The following is a 21,330-nucleotide window of genomic DNA, read 5'->3' on the forward strand; positions in this document are numbered from 1 at the left end:
CCGCCGTGCTATCCATAGGCAATGGCGGCGGAAACCACTGACCTTGACGACATTCGCGACCAGGCCCGGCGTTGGCTCGACGACGACCCCGACCCGGCCAGCCGTGACGAGCTCCGCGCGGTGCTCGACCGGCTGCCGGAGAGCGCGCCGGAGCTGGCCGACCGGTTCGCCGGGCCGCTGACCTTCGGCACCGCCGGGCTGCGCGGCCCGCTGCGCGCCGGCCCCAACGGCATGAACCTCGCCGTGGTCACCCAGGCCGCGGCCGGGTTGGTCGGCTGGCTCGCCGCCCAGGGCGGCGAGGGCCCGCTGGTGATCGGGTACGACGCTCGGCACGGTTCCCGCGAGTTCGCCGAGCGCACCGCCCAGGTGGCCACCGGCGCGGGCCGGCCGGCGCTGCTGCTGCCCCGGCCGCTGCCCACCCCGGTGCTGGCGTACGCGGTCCGGCACCTCGGCGCGGTCGCCGGGGTGATGGTCACCGCCAGCCACAACCCGCCGCAGGACAACGGCTACAAGGTCTACCTCGGGGCCCAGCTCGGTGGGACGCTCGGGGCGGGGGCGCAGATCGTGCCGCCGGCCGACGCGGGGATCGAGGCGGCCATCCGGGCGGTCGGCCCGCTGGCGCGGGTGCCGCTCGGCCCGTCCGGCCAGGTGCTCGGTAACGACCTGGCGGCGTCGTACGTCCAGCGGGCCGCCGCGGTGGTCTCGCCGGACGGCCCGCGCGACCTGACCGTGGCGTACACGCCGCTGCACGGGGTCGGCGCGGCGGTGCTGACCGCCGCCTTCGCCCGGGCCGGTTTCCCGGTCCCCGGCGTGGTGCCCGACCAGGCCGAACCGGACCCGGCCTTCCCGACGGTGCACTTCCCCAACCCGGAGGAGCCGGGCGCGGTGGACCGGCTGGTCGCGCTCGCCGACTCGACCGGCGCCGACATCGCGATCGCCAACGACCCGGACGCGGACCGTTGCGCGGTGGCCGTCCGCGACGGCGGGACCGGCTGGCGGATGCTGCGCGGGGACGAGGTGGGCGCCCTGCTCGCCGATCACCTGATGCGGCGCGGGGTCACCGGCCTGTACGCCACCACCATCGTCTCGTCGTCGCTGCTGCGGGCGATGTGCGCGGCCCGGGGCCTGCCGTACGACGAGACGCTGACCGGGTTCAAGTGGATCGTCCGGGCCGGTGGCGGGGCGCAGCCGCTGGTGTTCGGGTACGAGGAGGCGCTGGGCTACTGCGTCGCCCCGGAGCACGTCCGCGACAAGGACGGCATCACCGCCGCGCTGACCGTCGCCGAGCTGGCCGCCGGCCTGAAGGCGCAGGGCCGGACGCTGACCGACCGGCTGGACGAGCTGGCCGCCGAGTTCGGCGTGCACCACACCGACCAACTCTCGGTGCGGGTCGACGACCTGCGGGAGATCGCCACCGCGATGGCCCGGATCCGGGCGGCCACCCCGACCACCCTGCTGGGGCAGCCGGTCAGCGAGTCGCGGGACCTGCTCCCCGCCTCCGACGTGGTGATCCTGCGGACCGGCGCCGCCCGGGTGGTGATCCGCCCCTCGGGCACCGAGCCGAAGCTCAAGGCGTACCTGGAGGTGGTGGAGCCCGTCGCGGACGGCGACGTGGCCGCGGCCCGGCAGCGCGCGACCGCTGCGGTGGCCGCGCTGCGCACCGAGATCGCCACCGCACTCGGCCTCTGACCGCAGCGGTCGGGACCGCCGGCACCCGGCGGGCGACGGAGGTGTCCACTCCTTCAGCCGGTGGCGGTCCCGCCTGGGCGCCCGCTAGGGGCGCTTGCCGAGGGCCTGGTCCACGGCCTGGGCGAGGGCGGCCACCACCAGCCCGACGGAGGGGCGGACGACCGAGTCGTCGAGACTGACGTTGCCGGAGAAGCCGGCGCTGCCGGCGATCTCCTCCAGCCGGCGGCGGGCGTCAGCGGCGGCGGCGCCGGTCCGGCCGAGCGCCGGCTCCATCCGCAGCACCGCGACCAGGGTGGCCAGCGCGGCGGTCCGCTCGTCGGGCAGCTGCCCGCCGGCCAGCGCCTCGGCGAGCCGGCGCCGGGTGTCGTCCTCCACCGAGGCGTCCGCCATCGGGTAGCGGTGCACCACGATGAAGTCCAGCTCGGTCTCCTCGACGTCCCGGACCACGCCCCGGGCGACCAGGTCGCCGAGGATCCGGTCGCGCAGGCCGTGCCGCAGCCGCTGCACCCAGGAGGACGGGGTGTGCGGGGTGTCCGCGGCCATCCGGCCGAGCACCTCGTCGATGATCGGCTCGCCGACCGGCGTCGGGTCGCTCACCACCAGGGATCCCTCGGCGTACGCGATCCGCCCGGCCAGGGCCAGCTCGACCAGGACGGCGGCGGCCATCCCCAGGTCGAGGCTGATCCGGGGCATGGTCGCCCGGCCCGTGTCGTCGTCGTACGCCAGCAGCAGCAACTCTTCGGCGAGCGCAACACCAGTCATGGCCCGAGACGGTAGCGGTTGCGCGCTCGCCCGCGTGCCGACCCGCCGACACCCGTCCCGGGCCGCGACCGGGTCAGAACCGGGGCATGCCGCCGAACTGCCGGTCGCCGGCGTCGCCGAGGCCCGGCACGATGAACATGTTGTCGTTGAGGCCCTCGTCGATCGAGGCGGTGACCAGGCGCAACGGCAGGCCGGACCGCTCCAGCCGCTCGATGGCCACGGGCGCGGCCAGCACGCAGAGCACGGTGATGTCGGTGCAGCCACGATCGGCGAGCAGCCGGCAGCAGTGCTCCAGCGAGCCGCCGGTGGCCACCATCGGCTCGAGCACCAGCACCGGCAGGCCGCTCAGGTCGCGCGGCAGCGACTCCATGTACGCGCGCGGCTCGTACGTCTTCTCGTCCCGGGCGAGGCCGACGAAGCCCATCGAGGACTCCGGCAGCAGGCCGAGCGCGGCGTCGGTCATGCCGAGACCGGCCCGCAGCACCGGCACCAGCAGCGGCGGGTTGGCCAACCGGGTGCCCTCGGTGGCGGTGACCGGGGTCTGGATGGGGTACTTCTCGACGGGGAAGGAGCGCGCCGCCTCGTACACCAGCATGGTGGTCAGTTCGTGCAGCGCGGCCCGGAACGACGGCGAGTCGGTCCGGGCGTCCCGCATCGCGGTCAGCCGTGCCTGGGCGAGCGGGTGGTCAATGACGTGTACGTCCACGATCGCTCAACCTACCGCTCCGCCCTCGCCCGCACTGCGGGTGCCGGGGTGACCAGCGACCCGGCTCACGCGGCAGCGCCGGCCGAGCCGGCGTGACCAAGATCACTGACCGGCGGGATGCGTAGTATTCGGGGCATGACGGCGACAGCGACGTCGGCCCGGTCGGACCTCTCCGAGCTGGGACGATCCGAGACCGCTCTGCGGACCTTCCTGCACGGCCTACCCGGCGTGGACCAGGTCGGCGCGGAGCAGCGGGCGGCACAACTCGGCACCCGCTCCATCAAGACCACCGCCAAGGCCCAGGCGATCGACCTGGCCATCCGGATGGTCGACCTGACCACCCTGGAGGGCGCCGACACCCCCGGCAAGGTGCGGGCGCTCGCCGCCAAGGCGCTGCGCCCCGACCCGGCCGACCCGACCTGCCCGCACGTCGGCGCGGTCTGCGTCTACCCGGCGATGGTCCCGTACGTGGCCGAGGTGCTGCGCGGCAGCGGCGTCCACCTGGCCAGCGTGGCGACCGCCTTCCCCTCGGGGCAGGCGCCGCTGGAGGTCAAGCTCGCCGACACCCGGGCCGCCGTCGCGGCCGGCGCGGACGAGATCGACATGGTGATCAACCGGGGCGCGTTCCTGGCCGGCCGCTACCAGGAGGTCTACGACGAGATCGTGGCCACCAAGGAGGCCTGCGGGGACGCCCACCTCAAGGTGATCCTGGAGACCGGCGAGCTGGCCACCTACGACAACGTGCGGCGGGCCTCCTGGCTGGCCATGCTGGCCGGCGGCGACTTCATCAAGACCTCGACCGGCAAGGTCCCGGTCGCGGCCACCCTGCCGGTGACCCTGGTGATGCTGGAGGCGGTCCGCGACTTCCGGGCCGCCACGGGGCGGCAGGTCGGCGTGAAGCCGGCCGGCGGCATCAAGAACACCAAGGACGCCATCAAGTACCTGGTCATGGTCAACGAAACCGTCGGCGCGGACTGGCTGGACCCGGACTGGTTCCGCTTCGGCGCGTCCAGCCTGCTGAACGACCTGCTCATGCAGCGCACCAAGCTGACGACCGGCGTCTACTCCGGTCCCGACTACTTCACCCTGGACTGAGAGTGATGTTCGAATACGCACCCGCCCCCGAGTCCCGCTCGGTGGTGGATATCAAAACCTCCTACGGGCTGTTCGTCGACGGCGAGTTCGCCGACCCGGCCGACGGCGGGACCTTCAAGTCGATCAACCCGGCCAGCGAGGAGGTCCTCGCCGAGGTCGCCGAGGCCGGCGCGCAGGACGTGGACCGCGCGGTCCGCGCCGCCCGGCAGGCGTACGAGAAGGTCTGGGGCCCGATGCCGGGCCGCGACCGGGCCAAGTACCTGTTCCGGATCGCCCGGATCATCCAGGAGCGCTCCCGCGAGCTGGCGGTGCTGGAGTCGCTGGACAACGGCAAGCCGATCAAGGAGTCCCGCGACGTCGACCTGCCCCTGGTCGCCGCGCACTTCTTCTACTACGCCGGCTGGGCCGACAAGCTCCCGCACGCCGGCTTCGGCCCGGACCCGAAGCCGCTGGGCGTCGCCGCGCAGGTCATCCCGTGGAACTTCCCGCTGCTGATGCTGGCCTGGAAGATCGCCCCGGCCCTGGCCGCCGGCAACACGGTGGTGCTCAAGCCGGCCGAGACCACCCCGCTGACCGCGCTGCTCTTCGCCGAGATCTGCCAGCAGGCCGAGCTGCCGGCCGGCGTGGTCAACATCGTCACCGGCGCCGGCGAGACCGGCCGGGCGCTGGTCGAGCACCCGGGCGTGGACAAGGTCGCCTTCACCGGCTCGACCGAGGTCGGCCGGGCGATCGCCCGCTCCGTCGCCGGCACCCGCAAGAAGCTCACCCTGGAGCTGGGCGGCAAGGCCGCGAACATCGTCTTCGACGACGCCCCGGTCGACCAGGCGGTCGAGGGGATCGTCAACGGCATCTTCTTCAACCAGGGGCACGTCTGCTGCGCCGGCTCCCGGCTGCTGGTCCAGGAGTCGGTCGCCGACCGGGTGCTGGAGTCGCTCAAGCGCCGGATGGCCCAGCTGCGGGTCGGTGACCCGCTGGACAAGAACACCGACATCGGCGCGATCAACTCCGCCGCCCAGCTGGAGCGGATCCGCGAGCTCTCCGACGCCGGGTCGGCCGAGGGCGCCGAGCGCTGGTCGCCGCCGTGCGAGCTGCCCGAGCGCGGCTTCTGGTTCGCGCCGACCATCTTCACCGGGGTCACCCAGGCGCACCGGGTCGCCCGGGAGGAGATCTTCGGCCCGGTGCTGTCGGTGCTCACCTTCCGTACCCCGGCCGAGGCCGTCGAGAAGGCCAACAACACGCCGTACGGGCTGTCGGCCGGGATCTGGACCGACAAGGGCTCCCGGATCCTCTGGATGGCCGACCGGCTCCGCGCCGGCGTGGTCTGGGCCAACACGTTCAACAAGTTCGACCCCACCTCGCCGTTCGGCGGCTACAAGGAGTCGGGCTACGGTCGCGAGGGCGGCCGGCACGGGCTGGAGGGCTACCTCAATGTCTGAGCGGGTCGCGGTACGCAAGACGTACAAGCTCTTCATCGGCGGGAAGTTCCCACGCAGCGAGTCGGGACGGTCGTATCTCGTGCAGTCCTCGAATGTGTCACTGGCCTCCCGTAAGGACGCTCGGGACGCGGTGGTCGCCGCCCGCGCCGCCGTGAAGGGCTGGGCCGGGGCGACCGCGTACAACCGGGGGCAGATCCTCTACCGGGTCGCCGAGATGCTGGAGGGCCGGCGCGAGCAGTTCGTCGCCCTGGGTGTGCCGGGCGACGAGGTCGACGCGGCGATCGACCGCTGGGTCTGGTACGCCGGCTGGTCCGACAAGCTCCCCCAGGTGTACGGCGGGGCGAACCCGGTCGCCGGGCCGTACTTCAACCTGTCGGCGCCCGAGCCGACCGGCGTGGTGGCCGTGGTGGCCCCCGAGACGCCGGCGCTGCTCGGCCTGGTCAGCGTGATCGCCCCGGCGATCGTCACCGGCAACACGGTGGTGGTCGCCGCCTCGCCGGCGCAGCCCCTCGCCGCGGTGACCCTGGCCGAGGTGCTGGCCACCTCCGACCTGCCGGGCGGAGTGGTCAACATCCTCACCGGTCGCCTGGCGGAGACGGTGCCGACGCTGGCCGCGCACATGGACGTCAACGCCATCGACCTGACCGGCGTGACCGACGCGGAACTGGCGGCCGACCTGGAGGTCAAGGCGGCGCAGAACCTCAAGCGGGTGCTCCGGCCGGCCCAGGCCGACCACGACTGGACCGCCGATCCGGGCATCACCCGGATGACCACCCTGCTGGAGACGAAGACGGTCTGGCACCCCAAGGGCGTCTGATCGGTCAGCGGCCCGCCGCCAGCGCGATGACGATGTGGTCGAAGGTGATCGGCGTGGGTGCCGCACCCGAAGCCGCGTTGATCCGGTAGATCGTGCGGGTCAGGCTGCCCGACTGGCACCCGAGGTAGAAGAGCGACTCGCTGTCGCGGGCCCAGGCGACTGGGTACCCGGTGCAGTATTTGGCCGGCGTCAGGCTCCACAGCCGGACGCCGGCCGGCGAGTACCCGTACAGCCTGCCCCCGTCGGTGCCGAAGGCGATCGTCGAGCCGTCCGGTGACCAGGCGGCGGGGCTGAAGCCGTCTCCGCTGGACCCGGTGTAGAGGGTCTTCTTCCCGCTGCCGTTGGTCGCGCTCGTGTACAGGGTCGGCGGCTGCGTCGCGGTGGTGATCGCCCACCGGTCGTTGGCCGGGTTCCAGGACGGCGGCCCGTCCCACCTCCGGGTGGAGATGCGGGTCGGTGTGCCGCCCCCGGCTGGTACGACGTAGACGCCGTCCGTGGGACAGGTGTACCAGCCGAAGCTGCTGCTGCGCGAGAAGCTGATGGTCGCGCCGTTCGGCGACCACACCGGGTAGTCGTCAAAGGTGTCCACGCTGCACTGCGGATCCTGGTAGGTGAGCTGGCGGTCCTGCCCGGTGGCCACGTTGCGGACGAAGAGGGTCATCCCGCGGCTCGCCATGCGCTGGTAAACCACTTCGGTGCCGGCCGGATTGACTGCCAGCCTGCTCGGCCCTCCCGTGAAGGTGCCGCCGATCTGTCGCTTCCCGCCGCCCCGGTCGTCGGTCTGCACCAGGCGCAGCGACGAGAAACAGTCGCTGCTCAGGCACTCCACGGCGTAGAGGTGCTGCGGCCACGGGGCGTGAGCGAGCACCTTGCGGTAGCGCAGGATCGAGGGGTTGCTCTTGTCGAAGCCGAGCGAGGGCAGGGCGATGCCGGCGCCCGCGTCCAGGCCGCCGGTCACGGTCCACCACGGCTCGACCGCCGGGTTGGCACCCAGCCCCACGTTGATGTCCGCCGTCAGGTACGGGCCGGCCAGCCCGTACAGGAACAGTTCGAGCCGGGGGCCGACCCGCGCCGTCAGCGACGCCCCACCCGACAGGGTGGGCGGCGTGTAGCTGAAGCTGCTGCTCGTCCGGGCGATCGGGCGAAGGTTGCCGTCGGCCCACGACAGGCCCAGGGTGCCGGAGGCGTGCTGCGCGGCGCCGGTCGTGACCTGGGCACTGACGGTGCCGCTGGCGGAGAGGTAGAACTGCAACTGCGGGGTGACGACCACGGGCACCGGGCCGATGCTGAACGTGATCGGAGCGAAGCGGATCGGCGTGAGGAGCAGCGGCACGGGCCCGAGGCTGCAGCCACTGGCCGCCTGTGCGGTGGCGGTCAGCGACGCGTCCTGGGAGAGGGTGCCGGTGAAGGTCGCCGACTTCAAGGAGAACCAGCCCCACTCGACCGAGAGGTCGACGGACGGGCTGACGCTGACACTCCCCACCACCTTGACCGAGCCCCCGCCTGAGCAGCTCACCGCCTTGTCGATCGGTTGCCCAACGGCGCTGACCGACTCGCCTCCGGTGAGGCGGCGCTGGATCCGGTCCGGAGTCAGTGCCGCCTGGTCCGGCCTGACCGGTGTGCCGGCGGGGACGACGTCGGCGGCCGAGAGCGGCGCCGACACCGAGAAGTGCCCGGCACCGAAGGCTTCCTGGAGAGTCGCCGGCTCGGTGGTGAGGACCGGCCGGCCGTGCTCGTCGGCGCCCGTGTCGGTGACCTTCACCAGCAGTCCGTCCGGGGTGGCGGGGGTGACGCCCGCGGTGAGCACCTCGCCGACCTCCGGCACGCTGGCCTGCGTCGCCAGGACGACCTCACGAGTCTCCCCGGGCGCGCCCGTGACGGCCTCGACGTCGCCGGGCCGCGCCTGACGGGTACTGCTGGGCGCCGCGGTGTCGCCCACGAAGTACCCGACCACGTCGACGACGACGTGCGTGTTGCCGGCGCGGTTGTAGACCAGCATCCCCCCGTCCGCACCCAGCGGAGCGATGGAGAGGTTGGGCACCACCTTGCCGGCGGTGAAGTTGAGGTCGGACGCGTCGGGTCGGGTGGTGAGGGCCGGGTAGACGGTCAGGAAACCGGCGCTGGTCGGCTCGACCGCCGTGACATTGGCGATGAGCCCGGTCGGCGGGACCGGCGCGGTCGCCGGCGGCAGGCCGGCGTGTCCGGCCACCATGACCGGCAGCGAGGCGCCCGCGGCGACGGGGGCCCTGGGTGCGCCCAGACCCGTGCGGGTGTCGACGATACGGGTGGGCGGGACCCCGGCGAGGTAGGCGCCGCCCGCGGAGGGGTCCGAGCCGTCGCTGAACCAGCCGGTGACGTCGATGACGAGCGGAGTCGATCCGGCCCGGTTGTGGAAGCTCACCTTGCCGTCGGTCCCGACCGGCACGATTACGCGGTTGGCGACCACCTGCTTCGCCACGAAGTTCACGCTCGACGCGGTCGGCTGTGGCTGACCCGCGGGGAAGGCCGTGACGAAGCCGGCGACGGCCGAGCCGGCGACGGTGGTGTTGAGCACGACGGCCGACACGCCGGTGGTTGGCACTCCGCCGGCCCCGGTGACCTGGAGGTCGAGTCGACCGTTCGGGCCCGGGGTGGCACCGCCGAACCCGGTCCGCGTGTCGGCGAGCCGGGCGGGGCTCAGTCCGTGGAACAGGCCGGCGGCAGGTGAGGCCGCTGACGCGGTGGAGAACCAGCCCGCAGCGTCCGCCACCAACTGGGTCACGGCGGACGACTGCAACACGACCGTGCCGTTCCGCCCGACCGGCACCACGACAAGGTTCGACACGGTCTGACCCTTGAGGAAGTTGACGTTGGAGGCCGTCGGCCGGGTCGTGCCGCCCGGGTAGGCCGTCACGAAGCCGGCGGCGACCGGCTGGGTGACGGTGACGTTCAACGCCACGGCCGCCACGTTCGCTCCGGGGATGCCGCCCCGCCCGGTCACGGTGAGGGTCACCTGCTGGGTGGCCACCTTCGGCGCTCCCAGACCCGAACGGGTGTCGAGCAGCCGGGCCGGCGGCACGGCCGTGAGCGAGCCGCCCGGTGCGGTCACGGTGACGGCGGTCTCGGCCGGGGTGGCGGGCGAGACCTCGGCACCGGCCAGCGCCGCCACCTGCGCGACGTACGCCGTGTTCGGACGGATCCCGGGCAGCACCGCCTGGTCCGCGCCGGCGGGGACGTCGAGGGACAGGCCGGCGGGGACCGTGCTCACCCGGTATCCCGTGACGCCCGTCGTGTCCGGGGGCGGCGTCCAGGTGACCCGGACGGCGAGACCGTCGACCTCGGCGGCCACGCCGCTGGGGGCGGCGGGCCCGGCAGCGGCCGCCGGCACGGCGCCGAGCGGCACCAGAACCGCCACGGCCGACAGGACGACCAGACAGCGAACGCGAACCCCCATGGCCGCCTCCTTCGCAGATTAGAGGTCGTCTATCAGGCGGATGCGGTGTCGGAAAGGCGCTGGTCCGGCAACGGACACCGCGACCGCGCAGGTCGGGCTGAACGGCCGCGGCCGGATCGATCGACCGTCGCCGGTGCCGGTCCCATCGGCCGGGCCTCGTTCGCCTGACCGTCCCCGGCGGGCCACCCGGGCCGGGACGGTGACCTACTACACGAGGTAGGATTGGCGGCGTGACTCGGCTGGGCGATCTTGAGCGTGCGGTGATGGACGTGTTGTGGGACTCCGTGCCCGCCACGTCGGGTGGAGTGACCGTGCGGGAGGTCGCCGACGCCCTGGACGGCCGCGAGTTGGCGTACACGACGGTGATGACCGTGCTGGACCGGCTCGCCGGCAAGGGCATGGTGCAGCGCGAGCGGGAGGGGCGGGCCTGGCGTTACCAGGCCGCGGCCAGCCGCGAGGCGCACATCGCCCGGCTCATGCTCGACGCGCTCGACCTCGGCGGCAGCCGGGACGCCGCGCTGGTCCGCTTCGCGCACTCGGTCACCGGGACGGAGGCGGACGTGCTCCGCGCGGCGCTGGGCGCCGAGGCCGGGCTGACCGACCGGGTCGAGGACCCGCGGGCCGGCCGGGCGAGGCTCGCCGACGAGCCCACGGAGAGGTAGGGGCGAGCCGTGGCCTTCGCCGTGCACTTCGCCGCGTCGATGCTGGCCTGCTACCTGACCGCGCAGGTCCTCGCCGGGTCCACCTGGACGTGGCGCGCTCCCCGGGTGGCGATCGTCTGCTGGCAGGCGGTCGGGCTGGCACTCGGCCTCTCCGCGATGGGCCTGCCGATGGCGCTCGGCCTGGCCCCGTACGACCAGCCGACCGGCAGCGCCCTGCTCGCCCTGGCCACCGACCTGAGCCACGGCACGCTCCCGGCCGGGCTGGGCGCCGTGCACCTCGGGTTGGTCGGCGTCGGCTTCGGCATCGGCGCGGTCCTGCTCACCACGACCGTCCGCAGCGTCCACGCGGCCGTCCGCGCGCAGCGCCGGCACCGGGACCTGCTCACGCTGGTCGCCCGCCGGGACCCCACCGTGCCGGGCGCACTGGTGCTGGACCACCCGAGCGCCGCGGCGTACTGCCTGCCCGGGGTGAAGCCCCGGGTGGTGGTCAGCGCCGGCACCCTGAGCCTGCTCGACCGGGCCGAACTGGCGGCGGTGCTCACCCACGAGCGGGCACACGCGCAGGAGCGGCACGACCTGGTGCTGCTGCCGTTCACCGCACTCTGCCGGGCGCTGCCCTGGTTCGGTTGGGTGCGCGACGCGCACGAGCGGGTCGCCCTGCTGGTCGAGATGCGGGCCGACGACAAGGCCCGCGAGCTGCACGCCGAGGCGCCGCTGGCGGGCGCGCTGCGCCGGTTCGCGGCCTGCGGGGATCGGATCACCCCGGTCGGCGCGCTGGGCATGGGCGACCGCGACCTGGACGCCCGGGTGCAGCGGCTGATGGTGGCCGACCGCCCGCCCCGCGTGATCGGGGCGGCCGCGCTGGCGGTGGCGACCACCCTGGTCTCCCTGCCGATCTCCCTCTTCCTCAGCTGACTCCGCGATTGACCCACTTGCTGGCACAGGCCCGCGAGGTCCCCATTTCGTCGGCGACATGAGCGATTGGGCGGGTTCGGCGGGGTGCGATGAACCGCCGGAGCGGCAGGGCGATGAGCAGTGCGACCGCGACCAGGAGGCCGCTGACGCACACCGGGCCGAGGTCGCCAGCATTGGACCCGAGGGTCGCTGCTGCAACGACGGGGCCGCCAGCAGCGCCGATGTTGAGCGCCGCGGTCGCATACGACCCTCCCATGGTGGGGGCGCCTGCTGCCTCATAGAGCACCCGGGCGATCAGGGTGCTGCCCAACGCGAAGGAAAGCGTGCCCTGCACGAACACGAGGAGCAGAAGCACCGCGGGCTGGGCAGCCAGGGCCGCCAACCCGACCCAGCCGAGCAATAGCAACGGGCCACCGACTGCGATCACGATGCCGGGATGCTGATCGGAGAGGCGTCCCGCGAGGGTGACGCCGACGAAGGACCCGACACCGAAGAGCACCAGTACGACCGAGACCCACAGCTCGCCTAGGCCGGCGGTGTCAGTCACGATCGGTGCCAAAAAGGTGAACGTGGCGAAGGTGGCAGCGTTGACTAGGGCACCGAGCAGCATGACCAGGAGCAGCCTGGGCATCACGAGCTGGGCGATCTCGTCTCGAAGAGACGAGCCGACCGGAGCGCCCTGAGGGGTCTTTCCGGCGCGGGCCGGGATGCCCTTCACGACGCCGAAGGCGGCGGGAAGGCAGAGCAGTGCGATCGCCCAGAAGGTTGAACGCCAGCCAAGCAGCGTGCCGAGCAGCGCACCGCCGGGAACTCCAGCGATGGTGGCCACCGTCGTACCCGAGAGCAGCACCGCCAGTGCGCGCCCTTTCTGATCAGGTGCGACGAGCGTGGCCGCCGTGCTCAGTGCCACGGCCAGAAAGCCCGCGTTGGCCAGGGCGGCGATCATCCGGGTGACAAGCAGAACCGCGAAACTCGCCGTGAGGGCGCCCACGACGTGTGCCACGGCGAAAACCAGCACGAAGCCCAGCAGACTGGCCCGGGCAGGCCACCGGCGCGCAAGCGCCGCCATCAGCGGCGCGCCGACGATCATCCCGACAGCGAACGCCGAGATCAGAAGCCCGGCGGCCCCGACCGACACGTCGAGGCTTGTGGCGATGTCCGGCACCAGGCCGGCGAGCATGAACTCCGAGGTGCCCATGGCGAAGACCGCCACGGCAAGCAGGTAGAGCGGCAGAGGCATCAAGAGCTCCGAGGTGAGAGAGAACGAGAAGGAGACGTCTCGTCACCGCGGCCAGCGCCCCAAGGGTGCGCGCAAATATCCCACGCAGCGAAGGCTGCTGGGAAGCGGACTAAGAACTCAGCGGTTCAGGGGGCTGACGGCGTGACCGAAAGCCCCCACCTTGGATGCCTCAGGGCTCGACATGACGCAAACACTACTCAAACCCAACGGCACGCACCCAGGGCGAGTGTCAACCTCGTGCTCCCGCAACAGCTAGAGATCGAAGAGCATCTCCCTCTGTGACGGGTCGAGGACAGGGAAGAGCGCTCCCGGTGTTGCCACCGCAGCAGAGCAAAGCGGGTGCGGAGGGTGGGGCCGGCGGCGCCGACCACGACCGGCCGGGGAATATGCGTAGAGAAACTACGTGTAGGATCGCTACGACAAGCGAGCCAACCTCTGGAGAGCGGTCATGGACACCCTGCTCCTCGCGCGCCTGCAGTTCGCCACCACCACCTCGATCCACTTCCTCTTCGTGGTGGTCACCCTGGGCCTGGTCACCCTGCTGGTGGGGTTGCAGACGGCCTGGCTCCTCACCGGCAACCCGGCCTGGGAGCGCCTGACCCGCTTCTGGGGCCAGCTGTACGTGATCAACTACGTGCTCGGCATCGCCACCGGCATCGTGATGGAGTTCCAGTTCGGGCTGAACTGGAGCGGGCTGTCGCGCTACGTCGGCAACGTCTTCGGGGCGCCGCTGGCGATCGAGACGCTGGTCGCGTTCTTCCTGGAGTCCACGTTCCTCGGCATGTGGATCTTCGGTTGGCACCGGCTGCGCCGCGGGGTGCACCTCGCGCTGCTCTGGGGCGTCGCGCTGACCGCGTACGCCTCCGCCTTCTGGATCATGGTGGCCAACTCCTGGCTCCAGCACCCGGTCGGATACGAGTTGCGCGACGGCATCGCCCACCTCACCGACTTCACCGCGCTGCTCACCAACCCCACCCTCGGCATGGCGTTCGGGCACGTGGTCGCCGCCGCGCTGCTCACCGGCGGGGTGCTGATGGCCGCGGTCAGTGCCTGGCACCTAATCCGTCGTACGCCGGACTTCGCGCTGTTCCGCACCTCGCTGCGGATCGGGCTGGTCACCGCCGCGCTCGCGGTCACCCTGGTGCAGGGCTTCGGTTTCGCCCAGTTCGGCCCGGTCAGGCAGGTGCAACCCACCAAGTTCGGCGGCGGACCGGCCGCGGACGCGCTGGTCGCCGAGTGGACCGCCAAGTTCGGCCCCGGCGACTACAGCACTCCGGTGCTCTCCAACGTCGGGCTCGGCTTCATGATCCTGATCGGCTTCACCCTCGGCTGCGTCTGGCTGCTGCTCCCGCTGCTCTGGCGAGACTGGATCATCCGGCTGCGCTTCCCGCTCTGGCTGATCCTGTTCGCCCTGCCGCTGCCCTTCGTCGCGGTGATCCTGGGCTGGATCGCCCGCGAGGTCGGCCGCCAGCCCTGGGCGGCGTACGGGCTGCTCCCCACCGGGCAGGCCGTCTCCGGGGTGGACGCCGGGGTGATGCTCGCCTCCCTGATCGGCTTCAGCCTGCTGCTCGGCACCCTCGCCGTCACCAACTGGACGCTGCTCGCCCGGCACGCCGCCCGGGGCGCCGCCGATCCCGCGCTCGGCCGCCCGCCGGGCGCCCGGGACGACGACGCCCGCCCCGAACCCGCCCTCGCCTGAGGAGACGACCCGTGGAACTCGCCTGGTACGCCCTGCTCGGGCTCTTCTTCGCCACGTACCTGGTCCTCGGCGGCTACGACTACGGCGTCGGGCTGCTGCTGGCCCGGGGCACCGACCCCACCCGCCGGCGCGCCGCGCTCACCGCGCTCGGCCCGTTCTTCCTCGGCAACGAGGTCTGGCTGGTCGCCGCCGTCGGCATCCTCTTCGGCGCCTTCCCCACGCTGGAGGGCGAACTGCTCTCCGGCTTCTACCCGGCCATGGTCGGGGCGCTGGTCGGAGTGATCCTGGTGATCGCCGGGGTGCAGCTGCGCAGCCGGCCGACGTCCCCGCGGGCCCGCGCCCGCTGGGACCGGGTGGTGGTCGCCGGCAGCGCGCTCGCCGCGCTGGACTGGGGCATGGTGCTCGGCGGGCTGCTCCAGGGCGTACCCCGGCACGCCGACGGCCACGTCGCCGGGGTGACCCACCTGGCCACCCCGTTCGCCGCCGCCGCCGGGCTCGCGATGCTCGCCCTGGTCGCGGTGCACGGTGCGACGTTCCTCACCCTCCGGCTGCCGGCCGCCGACGCCGCGGCGGTCGGCCGGCTGGCCCGCCGGCTGGTCCCGGTGGCGCTCGCCGCGGTCGCCACGGCCACCGTCCTCGGCCTGCTCTCCGACCGGGTACGCGCCACCGCGGCACGCCCGCTGGTCGCCGTACTCCTGCCGTTGGCGCTGGTCGCGGCGCTGCTGGTGGCGCGGGCGGCGCTCGGCCGGGGGCGGCCCGGCGTCGCCTTCGCCGCCACCGCCGTGGCGCTGGCGCTGCCGGTGGCGCTGGTCGGCGCGGCGCTGTGGCCCTGGGTGCTGGTCTCCACCGTCGACCCGGCCGCCTCCCTGAGCGTCGCCGACGCGGCGGCCAGCGGCCCGACACTGCGGCTACTGGGCTGGCTCACGCTGCCGCTCCTGCCGGCCCTACTAGGCTTTCAGGCAATGTGCTGGTGGGTGTTCCGGGGACGGACCGACGGCAGGGCACCGGTGTACTGGTGAACCGCCGTCCCTTCGACCCGCGTCTGCTGCGTCGGGTCCCCGCGGCCCGGCGCGACCTCGCCGTGCTCGCGGTCCTCGGCGGGCTCACCGCGTTGCTGGTCGTGGGGCAGGCCACCGCCCTGGCCGCACTGCTGGCCACCGCGATCCACGGACGGCTCGACACGGTCGCGCTGGCCGGCTTCGTCGCCGCCGTGGCCGCCCGGGCCACGGTCGCCTGGGCGCAGGGCACCGTCGCGGCGCGGGCCGCGGCCACCGTGAAGGCGACGCTCCGCGCCGACCTGCTGGCCGCCGTCGGCCGGCACGGGCCCGGCTGGGTCGCCGGTCAGCGCGCCGGTCAGCTCGCCACTCTCACCGGCCGGGGCCTCGACGCGCTGGACGCCTACTTCACCGGCTACCTTCCCCAGCTCGTGCTCAGCGTGACCGTGCCGGTGGCCGTGCTGGCCCGGCTGGTCCTCGCCGACTGGGGCTCGGCGCTCATCATCGCGCTGACCCTCCCGCTGATCCCGGTCTTCGGCGCGCTGCTCGGCTGGCAGGCGCAGGCCGCCACCGAACGCCAGTGGCGACGGCTGTCGCTGCTCGGCGGGCACTTCCTCGACATGGTCGCCGGGCTGCCCACGCTGCGCGCGTTCGGCCGGGCCCGGGCCCAGACCGGCGTGGTACGCCGGATGGCCGACGGGCACCGGGTCGCCACCATGAAGACCCTGCGGATCGCCTTCCTCTCCGCGCTCGTGCTGGAGCTGGTCGCCACCCTGTCGGTGGCGCTGGTCGCGGTGCCGGTCGGCATCCGGCTGCTCGGCGGCGGGATCACCCTCTCCACCGCGCTGCTGGTGCTGCTGCTCACCCCGGAGGCGTACCTGCCGCTGCGGGCGGCCGGCAGCAAGTTCCACGCCAGCATGGAGGGGCTCACCGCACTGGACGAGGCGCTGACCGTGTCGGCCGCCCCGGCCGCCGCCCCGCCGGCCGGCGAGCGGGCCCCGGCGCCGGACGGCCGCGGCGAGATCCGGTTCGCGGACGTGACCGTGGCGTACGAGCGGACCATCGCCCTGCGCGAGGTCAATCTGACCATCCGGCCCGGCGAGCGGATCGCGGTCATCGGACCGAGCGGCGCCGGCAAGAGCACCCTGCTCGGCCTGCTGCTCGGCTTCGTCACCCCCACCTCCGGCCGGATCACCGTCGACGGCGTCGACCTGGCCGACGTCGACGGCGACGCCTGGCGCCGACAGGTCGCCTGGGTGCCGCAGCGGGCGCACCTCTTCGCCGCCTCGCTGGCCGACAACATCCGCCTCGGCGCCCCCGACACCCCGGACGCGGCGCTCGCCACGGCGGTCGCCGACGCCGCGTTGCAGGACGTGGTCGCGGACCTGCCCGACGGGCTCGCCACCACGCTGGGCGAGCGCGGGCACGGCCTGTCCAGCGGGCAACGGCAGCGGGTCGCGCTGGCCCGAGCCTTCCTCCGGGACGCCCCGCTGGTGCTCCTCGACGAGCCGACCGCCCGGCTGGACAGCGCCAGCGAGGCGGTGGTGTTGACCGCCACCCGGCGCCTGGTCGCGGGGCGTACCGCGCTGCTGGTCGCGCACCGGCCGGCGCTGCTGGAGGACGCCGACCGGATCCTGCGTGTCGAGGACGGCCGGGTCACCGAGCTGACCCCGACGCCGGCCGGGAAGGCGACCCGATGACCACCGGACCGGTACGCCCGGAGGGCCGCGACACCGGCGGCCCGACCCCGGCCGAGCTGCCCGCGCCGGGTGCCCCCGGCGCCGTCCCGGCCCGGGCCGGGGCCGAGCGGACCGTGCTGCGGCTGGCCCGGCCGTACCTGGGCCGGCTGGTCGGCGCGGGGCTGCTCGCCGCGGCCACCGAGTTCGCCGGACTGGCCCTCATGGCCACCGCCACCTGGCTGCTGATGAGCGCCGCCGGCCGGCCGCCGCTGGACCGGCTGACCGTGGCCATCGTCGCCGTCCGGGCGCTGGCCATCGGCCGGGGCGTGTTCCGCTACACCGAACGGCTCGCCGGCCACGACGCCGTGCTCCGGATGATCACCGACGTGCGCGCCCGGGTATTCGCCACCCTGGCCGACCGCCGGGGGCCCGCCGAACAGCGGTCCGGGGACGCGCTGAGCCGGCTCGTCTCCGACGTGGAGGCCGTCCAGGACCTGCTGCTGCGGGTGCTCGTGCCCGGCGCCGCCGCCGCGCTGGTGAGCCTGCTGGCCGTCGGCGGGGCCGCGCTGGTCTCGTTCCCCGCGGCCGGCGTGCTCGCGGTGGGCCTGCTGGTCGCCGGGGTCGCGCTGCCCACGCTGGCCACCGCGCTCACCCGGCGGGCCGCCGACGAGGTCGCGCCGCTGCGCGGGGCGCTCGCCACCGACGCCGTCGACCTCACCCACGGCGCCGCCGACCTGGCCGCCTTCGGCGCCACCGGGTACGCGCTGCGCGCCGCCACCGACCGTGCCGACCGGCTGGCCCGGCTGGAACGGCGCCTCGCCGCGACCGGGTTCGCCGTCGACGCGGCCGGGGTGCTGGTCGCCGGGCTGACCGCCGGCGGCGTGGTGCTCGCCGCGCTGCGCGCCGGAGTCGACGGGGTGCTGGTCGGCGTGCTGGCCGTCGGCACCCTCGCCGCGGTGGAGATCGCGCTGGCCCTGGTCGGCGCGGCCCGGCAGCGCACCCAGCTGCGCGCCGGCCTCAACCGGGTCGCCACGCTGCTCGACACGCCCCTGCCCCCGACCGCTCCCGGGGCCGGCGCGACGGTGGACGGCCGGACGGCACACGACGTGCGGTTCGACGGGGTGACCGTCCGCTACCGGGAGGGCGCCGCCCCGGCCCTGGCCGGGATCGACCTGGCCCTGCCGGCCGGCCGCCGGGTCGCCGTGGTCGGCCCGAGCGGCGCCGGCAAGAGCACCCTCGCCGCCGTGCTCACCGCCGCGGTACGCCCGGACGCCGGCCGGGTCACCCTGGACGGGGTCGACCTGTCGGCGTACCCGGCCGAGGAGCTGCCCCGGGCGATCGGCGGGCTGCTCGCCGAGGCGTACGTCTTCCACGCCTCGGTGCGGGAGAACCTGCTGCTCGGTCGCCCCGACGCGGGCGAGGCGGAACTGGCCGCCGCGGCCCGGGCGGCCGGCCTGCGCGACTGGGTACGCGACCAGCCCGACGGCTGGGACACGGTGGTCGGCGAGGAGGGCGGCCAGCTCTCCGGCGGGCAGCGGCAGCGCCTCGCCCTGGCCCGGGCGCTGCTCGCCGCCCCGGCGGTGCTGGTGCTGGACGAGCCCACCGAGGGGCTCGACCCGGCCGCCGCCGACGCGGTGCTCGCTTCTGCGCTGGCCGCCACCCCGGCCGGGCACTCCGTGCTGCTGATCACCCACCGGCTCAGCGGCCTCGAGGGGCTGGACGAAATCGTGGTGCTCGACGCCGGGCGGGTGACCCGGCGCGGCCGGCACGCCGAGCTGATGGCCACCCCCGGCTGGTACCGCGACCAGTGGCTGCTCCAGGCGGCGGCCGAGCGGGGGTACCTGGCCCTGGCCCCCTGAGTCCGGTTCCGGGAATCTCCCCGACGCGGCGGCCCTGTCCTCGTGGCAGGGTGGCCCCATGCGGGGGTGTGACGAGGTACGGGTGGAGGACCGGCTGCGCGAGCTGGACGACCGGCTGCGCGGGCCGGCCCGGCTCAAGGCGGAGCTGATCGTCGAGCTGCGGCACGCGCTGGACGACGCCGCCGAGGCGTACCGGGAGAGCGGGCTGTCGGCGGCGGAGGCCGAGCGGCGCGCGGTGGCCGAGTTCGGCGCGCCGGCGCAGTTGGTGCCGGCCTACCAGGCGGAGCTGGCGGCGGCGGCGCTGCGTGGGCTGTCGCTGCGGGCCTTCGCGGTGGCCCTGGTCCTGCTCGTCGCCGGCGACCTCACCTGGCGGGGTTCCAGTTGGAGCGGCGGGCCCCGGCCGCCCGCCGGCTACCTGTTGCTCTCCGCGTCGGTGAACTGGATCTGGCTGGCCGTGGCCGGGTTCGGGCTGGCCGGGCTGGTGCTCGGGGTAGGCGCGGCGCGGCACGGTCGGGCCGGCGTGCCGATGGCCGGCCGGCTGCTGGGGCTGGGCCTGACCGGCGCGCTGGCGCTCGGCGCGGTCGTCGGGGCCGCCCTGTTCGCCTGGTCGCTGGAGCTCTGGGACGCCGCCCTGACCTGGCCCCCGATGATCGTCGGCGCGGTGGTGGTCGGCGCCGGCTACTTCTCCCTCGCCCGGGCCACCCGCTGCTGGCTACGCGCCACCCACTGACCCGCCGCGGCCTCGGCGCGCGCCGTGGGCCGGCCCGGGATCGTCTGCACTCTTCCGGTTCGACACGCCGGCTCGACCGTCGGAAAAGCCCAGACGATCACGACGTACCGGGGCGGGCGCGGGCGGGCGGCGTGGCGCCGGGGAGCCGGGGTGTCTGCGGTCAGGCCGGGGCGGTGGGGGGCGTGTCGGGGCCGAGGAACCGGCCGACCGTCGCGCTGAACTCGCACCAGCCGGCCCGCTCGCCGGCCAGTGCCCGGCGACCGGAGTCGGTCAGCTCGTACGTGCGCCGTTCCCGGCCGCTGACCGTGCTCCACGAACTGGCCACGTGGCCGGCCCGCTCCAGCCGGCGCAGCGCTGGGTAGATGGTGCCGGTGGGCAGGTCCAGACTGCCGTCGCTGCGGGCCCGCAGCGCCTCGATGATGGCGTAACCGTGCAGTGCGCCCTGCTCCAGCACCGCGAGGAGCAGCGCGTCCAGGTGTCCGTGCAGCGCCTGAGCCCTCATGCGTAGTAACGCTACTTGTCAACCGCGCGGACCGCCAGCGGGGTGCGGGGTCCGCCGCCGCCGAGGCGCCCACTAGGGTATGTGCCCAGAGTCACTGGCCGACCGGAAGTGTCGGCGAGTGGGCAATCCGACGTACACGGAGGTCAGCGTGGCCCGCCAGTCGCCCCAACGGCCCGACGCCGACGAGCCCGAGCTCGACGCCACCGACGGGCCGGTCGAGCCCGAGGTGGAGCGCGGCTCGGCCGACCGCTCCCTCTGGGACGAGCTGCGGATCGACCCGGTGGAGATCGCCCTCCCCGCCGGGACCGGTTTCACGCTGCGCGCGTACCGGCCGGCGCGGGAGCTGACCCCGACCGACGTCGCCGAGCGCGACGAGGACGACCCGTTCCTCGCCCGCCGTCAGGTCGTGGAGACCGAGGACGACGAGGACGAGGAGGTGGTGATCCTCGACGAGGAGTTCGCCGCGCTCTCCGCCGAGGACGGGGAGGACGGCCGGCCCGCGGGTCGCAAGCGCGCCGCCGACACCGACACCGACGCCGAGGACGAGGCGGACGAGGCGGAGTCCGAGGCGGAGGACGAGGACGAGGCGGGCGACGAGGAGGTGCCGGTCTTCCTCACCCACAAGGGGCGGCTGCTGCTCTTCAAGACCCCCGAGGCGCTGGTCAGTTTCATCCGCTCCGGCGCGCCCAACGACATGTCCCAACTGGACAGCTGGAATGAACTGTCCGAACGGGTGGAACCGGCCGACATCGCGCCGCTCGACGAGGACATGTACGAGCTGGACCTGGTAGTGGAGAACCTGCGCGGCGGGCACGACACGTGGGACCCGTCGCTGCTGATCGAGGCCGGCGAGGTGGCCCGTGACCTGTCGTACGCGCTGCGGCTACCCGCGGTGCTCGACATGCTCTCCGCCAGCTCCAGCCTGGACGACCTGGACGAGGCGCTACGGGCAACTGTCAACGGCGGAATCGGTGGTTTCCTCGGCCGACGGCGGCTGAAGAAAATCGGGGCACAAACCGCAAGTTTGGGTTGGCGCACCATTGTCGGCAAGATCTCTGCTGTCGTGGACTGGCGCGACTGACCCCGAGCGGGGAGCATCAGTCTCTGGCAG

The 21,330-nt window shown here is 73.9% G+C and carries 17 protein-coding genes; 12 read left to right on the forward strand and 5 right to left on the reverse strand.

Annotation, left to right across the window (positions count from 1 at the left end; translation table 11 throughout):
* Positions 1 to 21: 21 nt before the first annotated feature.
* The gene (locus AB0I41_RS17295; protein ID WP_357108052.1) at positions 22 to 1,689 is read left to right on the forward strand and encodes a phospho-sugar mutase; all 1,668 of its coding nucleotides are present in this window, start codon (positions 22 to 24) and stop codon (positions 1,687 to 1,689) included.
* An 84-nt stretch (positions 1,690 to 1,773) separates the two neighbouring features.
* Here the strand turns inward: AB0I41_RS17295 and AB0I41_RS17300 are convergent, their stop codons facing one another.
* Positions 1,774 to 2,451 carry a GPP34 family phosphoprotein gene (locus AB0I41_RS17300; protein WP_357108055.1) on the reverse strand — a complete coding sequence of 226 codons (678 nt, stop codon included), beginning with the start codon at positions 2,449 to 2,451 and terminating at the stop codon, positions 1,774 to 1,776.
* 73 nt (positions 2,452 to 2,524) lie between these two features.
* On the reverse strand, positions 2,525 to 3,157 hold the full coding sequence (upp, locus tag AB0I41_RS17305; protein ID WP_357108059.1) for a uracil phosphoribosyltransferase: 633 nt from the start codon (positions 3,155 to 3,157) through the stop codon (positions 2,525 to 2,527).
* Between the two features lie 135 nt (positions 3,158 to 3,292).
* Here upp and deoC point away from each other — a divergent pair, with 135 nt between their 5' ends.
* The 3 genes from deoC to AB0I41_RS17320 are packed head-to-tail and all read left to right on the forward strand — an operon-like array spanning position 3,293 to position 6,505.
* Entirely contained in the window at positions 3,293 to 4,252 is a 960-nt protein-coding gene (gene deoC, locus AB0I41_RS17310; RefSeq protein WP_357108062.1) for a deoxyribose-phosphate aldolase, read from the forward strand.
* Between the two features lie 5 nt (positions 4,253 to 4,257).
* Positions 4,258 to 5,688 (forward strand): aldehyde dehydrogenase family protein, encoded by a 1,431-nt coding sequence (locus AB0I41_RS17315; protein WP_357108065.1) that lies wholly within the window; start codon positions 4,258 to 4,260, stop codon positions 5,686 to 5,688.
* The gene (locus tag AB0I41_RS17320) at positions 5,681 to 6,505 is read left to right on the forward strand and encodes an aldehyde dehydrogenase family protein (RefSeq protein ID WP_357108067.1); all 825 of its coding nucleotides are present in this window, start codon (positions 5,681 to 5,683) and stop codon (positions 6,503 to 6,505) included. Before AB0I41_RS17315 ends, AB0I41_RS17320 begins: the two co-directional genes overlap by 8 nt.
* A gap of 4 nt (positions 6,506 to 6,509) precedes the next feature.
* On the opposite strand, the gene AB0I41_RS17325 is transcribed toward AB0I41_RS17320, so the two are convergent.
* The gene (locus tag AB0I41_RS17325; protein WP_357108070.1) at positions 6,510 to 9,938 is read right to left on the reverse strand and encodes a fibronectin type III domain-containing protein; all 3,429 of its coding nucleotides are present in this window, start codon (positions 9,936 to 9,938) and stop codon (positions 6,510 to 6,512) included.
* 230 nt (positions 9,939 to 10,168) lie between these two features.
* Between AB0I41_RS17325 and AB0I41_RS17330 the strand changes: the two genes are divergently transcribed.
* The gene (locus AB0I41_RS17330) at positions 10,169 to 10,600 is read left to right on the forward strand and encodes a BlaI/MecI/CopY family transcriptional regulator (protein WP_357108073.1); all 432 of its coding nucleotides are present in this window, start codon (positions 10,169 to 10,171) and stop codon (positions 10,598 to 10,600) included.
* Between the two features lie 9 nt (positions 10,601 to 10,609).
* Entirely contained in the window at positions 10,610 to 11,515 is a 906-nt protein-coding gene (locus AB0I41_RS17335; RefSeq protein ID WP_357108076.1) for a M56 family metallopeptidase, read from the forward strand.
* Here AB0I41_RS17335 and AB0I41_RS17340 read toward each other — a convergent pair.
* Complete coding sequence (locus AB0I41_RS17340; RefSeq protein WP_357108079.1) at positions 11,508 to 12,755, reverse strand: Cmx/CmrA family chloramphenicol efflux MFS transporter; 1,248 nt, start codon at positions 12,753 to 12,755, stop codon at positions 11,508 to 11,510. The genes AB0I41_RS17335 and AB0I41_RS17340 overlap by 8 nt on opposite strands.
* A gap of 448 nt (positions 12,756 to 13,203) precedes the next feature.
* On the opposite strand from AB0I41_RS17340, the gene AB0I41_RS17345 reads away from it, so the two are divergent.
* From AB0I41_RS17345 to AB0I41_RS17365, 5 genes are read left to right on the forward strand one after another with little or no spacing between them, the layout of a single operon-like run.
* The gene (locus tag AB0I41_RS17345) at positions 13,204 to 14,454 is read left to right on the forward strand and encodes a cytochrome ubiquinol oxidase subunit I (protein WP_357108081.1); all 1,251 of its coding nucleotides are present in this window, start codon (positions 13,204 to 13,206) and stop codon (positions 14,452 to 14,454) included.
* A gap of 11 nt (positions 14,455 to 14,465) precedes the next feature.
* A complete protein-coding gene (locus AB0I41_RS17350; RefSeq protein WP_357108084.1) occupies positions 14,466 to 15,473 on the forward strand; it encodes a cytochrome d ubiquinol oxidase subunit II in 1,008 nt (335 codons plus the stop codon).
* The gene (gene cydD, locus AB0I41_RS17355) at positions 15,470 to 17,149 is read left to right on the forward strand and encodes a thiol reductant ABC exporter subunit CydD (RefSeq protein ID WP_357108087.1); all 1,680 of its coding nucleotides are present in this window, start codon (positions 15,470 to 15,472) and stop codon (positions 17,147 to 17,149) included. Before AB0I41_RS17350 ends, cydD begins: the two co-directional genes overlap by 4 nt.
* Positions 17,146 to 18,987 carry a thiol reductant ABC exporter subunit CydC gene (gene cydC, locus AB0I41_RS17360; RefSeq protein WP_357108089.1) on the forward strand — a complete coding sequence of 614 codons (1,842 nt, stop codon included), beginning with the start codon at positions 17,146 to 17,148 and terminating at the stop codon, positions 18,985 to 18,987. The genes cydD and cydC overlap by 4 nt, the downstream gene beginning before the upstream one ends.
* A gap of 58 nt (positions 18,988 to 19,045) precedes the next feature.
* Positions 19,046 to 19,717, forward strand: a complete 672-nt coding sequence (locus AB0I41_RS17365) for a permease prefix domain 1-containing protein (RefSeq protein WP_357108092.1) — start codon at positions 19,046 to 19,048, stop codon at positions 19,715 to 19,717.
* 160 nt (positions 19,718 to 19,877) lie between these two features.
* Here AB0I41_RS17365 and AB0I41_RS17370 read toward each other — a convergent pair whose 3' ends face one another.
* Positions 19,878 to 20,219 (reverse strand): helix-turn-helix transcriptional regulator, encoded by a 342-nt coding sequence (locus AB0I41_RS17370; RefSeq protein ID WP_357108094.1) that lies wholly within the window; start codon positions 20,217 to 20,219, stop codon positions 19,878 to 19,880.
* Positions 20,220 to 20,337: 118 nt separating this feature from the next.
* Between AB0I41_RS17370 and AB0I41_RS17375 the strand changes: the two genes are divergently transcribed.
* Complete coding sequence (locus tag AB0I41_RS17375; protein ID WP_357108097.1) at positions 20,338 to 21,300, forward strand: DNA primase; 963 nt, start codon at positions 20,338 to 20,340, stop codon at positions 21,298 to 21,300.
* Positions 21,301 to 21,330 lie beyond the last annotated feature (30 nt).

This window comes from Micromonospora sp. NPDC050200 (assembly GCF_040656135.1).
Taxonomy (GTDB): Bacteria; Actinomycetota; Actinomycetes; order Mycobacteriales; family Micromonosporaceae; genus Micromonospora.

Bases quoted from the DNA above. Each gene is read 5' to 3' on its own strand.
- AB0I41_RS17295 (WP_357108052.1), top strand. From the start codon at position 22: ATGGCGGCGGAAACCACTGACCTTGACGACATTCGCGACCAGGCCCGG.
- AB0I41_RS17300 (WP_357108055.1), bottom strand. From the start codon at position 2,451: ATGACTGGTGTTGCGCTCGCCGAAGAGTTGCTGCTGCTGGCGTACGAC.
- deoC (WP_357108062.1), top strand. From the start codon at position 3,293: ATGACGGCGACAGCGACGTCGGCCCGGTCGGACCTCTCCGAGCTGGGA.
- AB0I41_RS17315 (WP_357108065.1), top strand. From the start codon at position 4,258: ATGTTCGAATACGCACCCGCCCCCGAGTCCCGCTCGGTGGTGGATATC.
- AB0I41_RS17320 (WP_357108067.1), top strand. From the start codon at position 5,681: ATGTCTGAGCGGGTCGCGGTACGCAAGACGTACAAGCTCTTCATCGGC.
- AB0I41_RS17325 (WP_357108070.1), bottom strand. From the start codon at position 9,938: ATGGGGGTTCGCGTTCGCTGTCTGGTCGTCCTGTCGGCCGTGGCGGTT.
- AB0I41_RS17340 (WP_357108079.1), bottom strand. From the start codon at position 12,755: ATGCCTCTGCCGCTCTACCTGCTTGCCGTGGCGGTCTTCGCCATGGGC.
- AB0I41_RS17345 (WP_357108081.1), top strand. From the start codon at position 13,204: ATGGACACCCTGCTCCTCGCGCGCCTGCAGTTCGCCACCACCACCTCG.
- cydC (WP_357108089.1), top strand. From the start codon at position 17,146: ATGACCACCGGACCGGTACGCCCGGAGGGCCGCGACACCGGCGGCCCG.
- AB0I41_RS17365 (WP_357108092.1), top strand. From the start codon at position 19,046: ATGCGGGGGTGTGACGAGGTACGGGTGGAGGACCGGCTGCGCGAGCTG.
- AB0I41_RS17370 (WP_357108094.1), bottom strand. From the start codon at position 20,219: ATGAGGGCTCAGGCGCTGCACGGACACCTGGACGCGCTGCTCCTCGCG.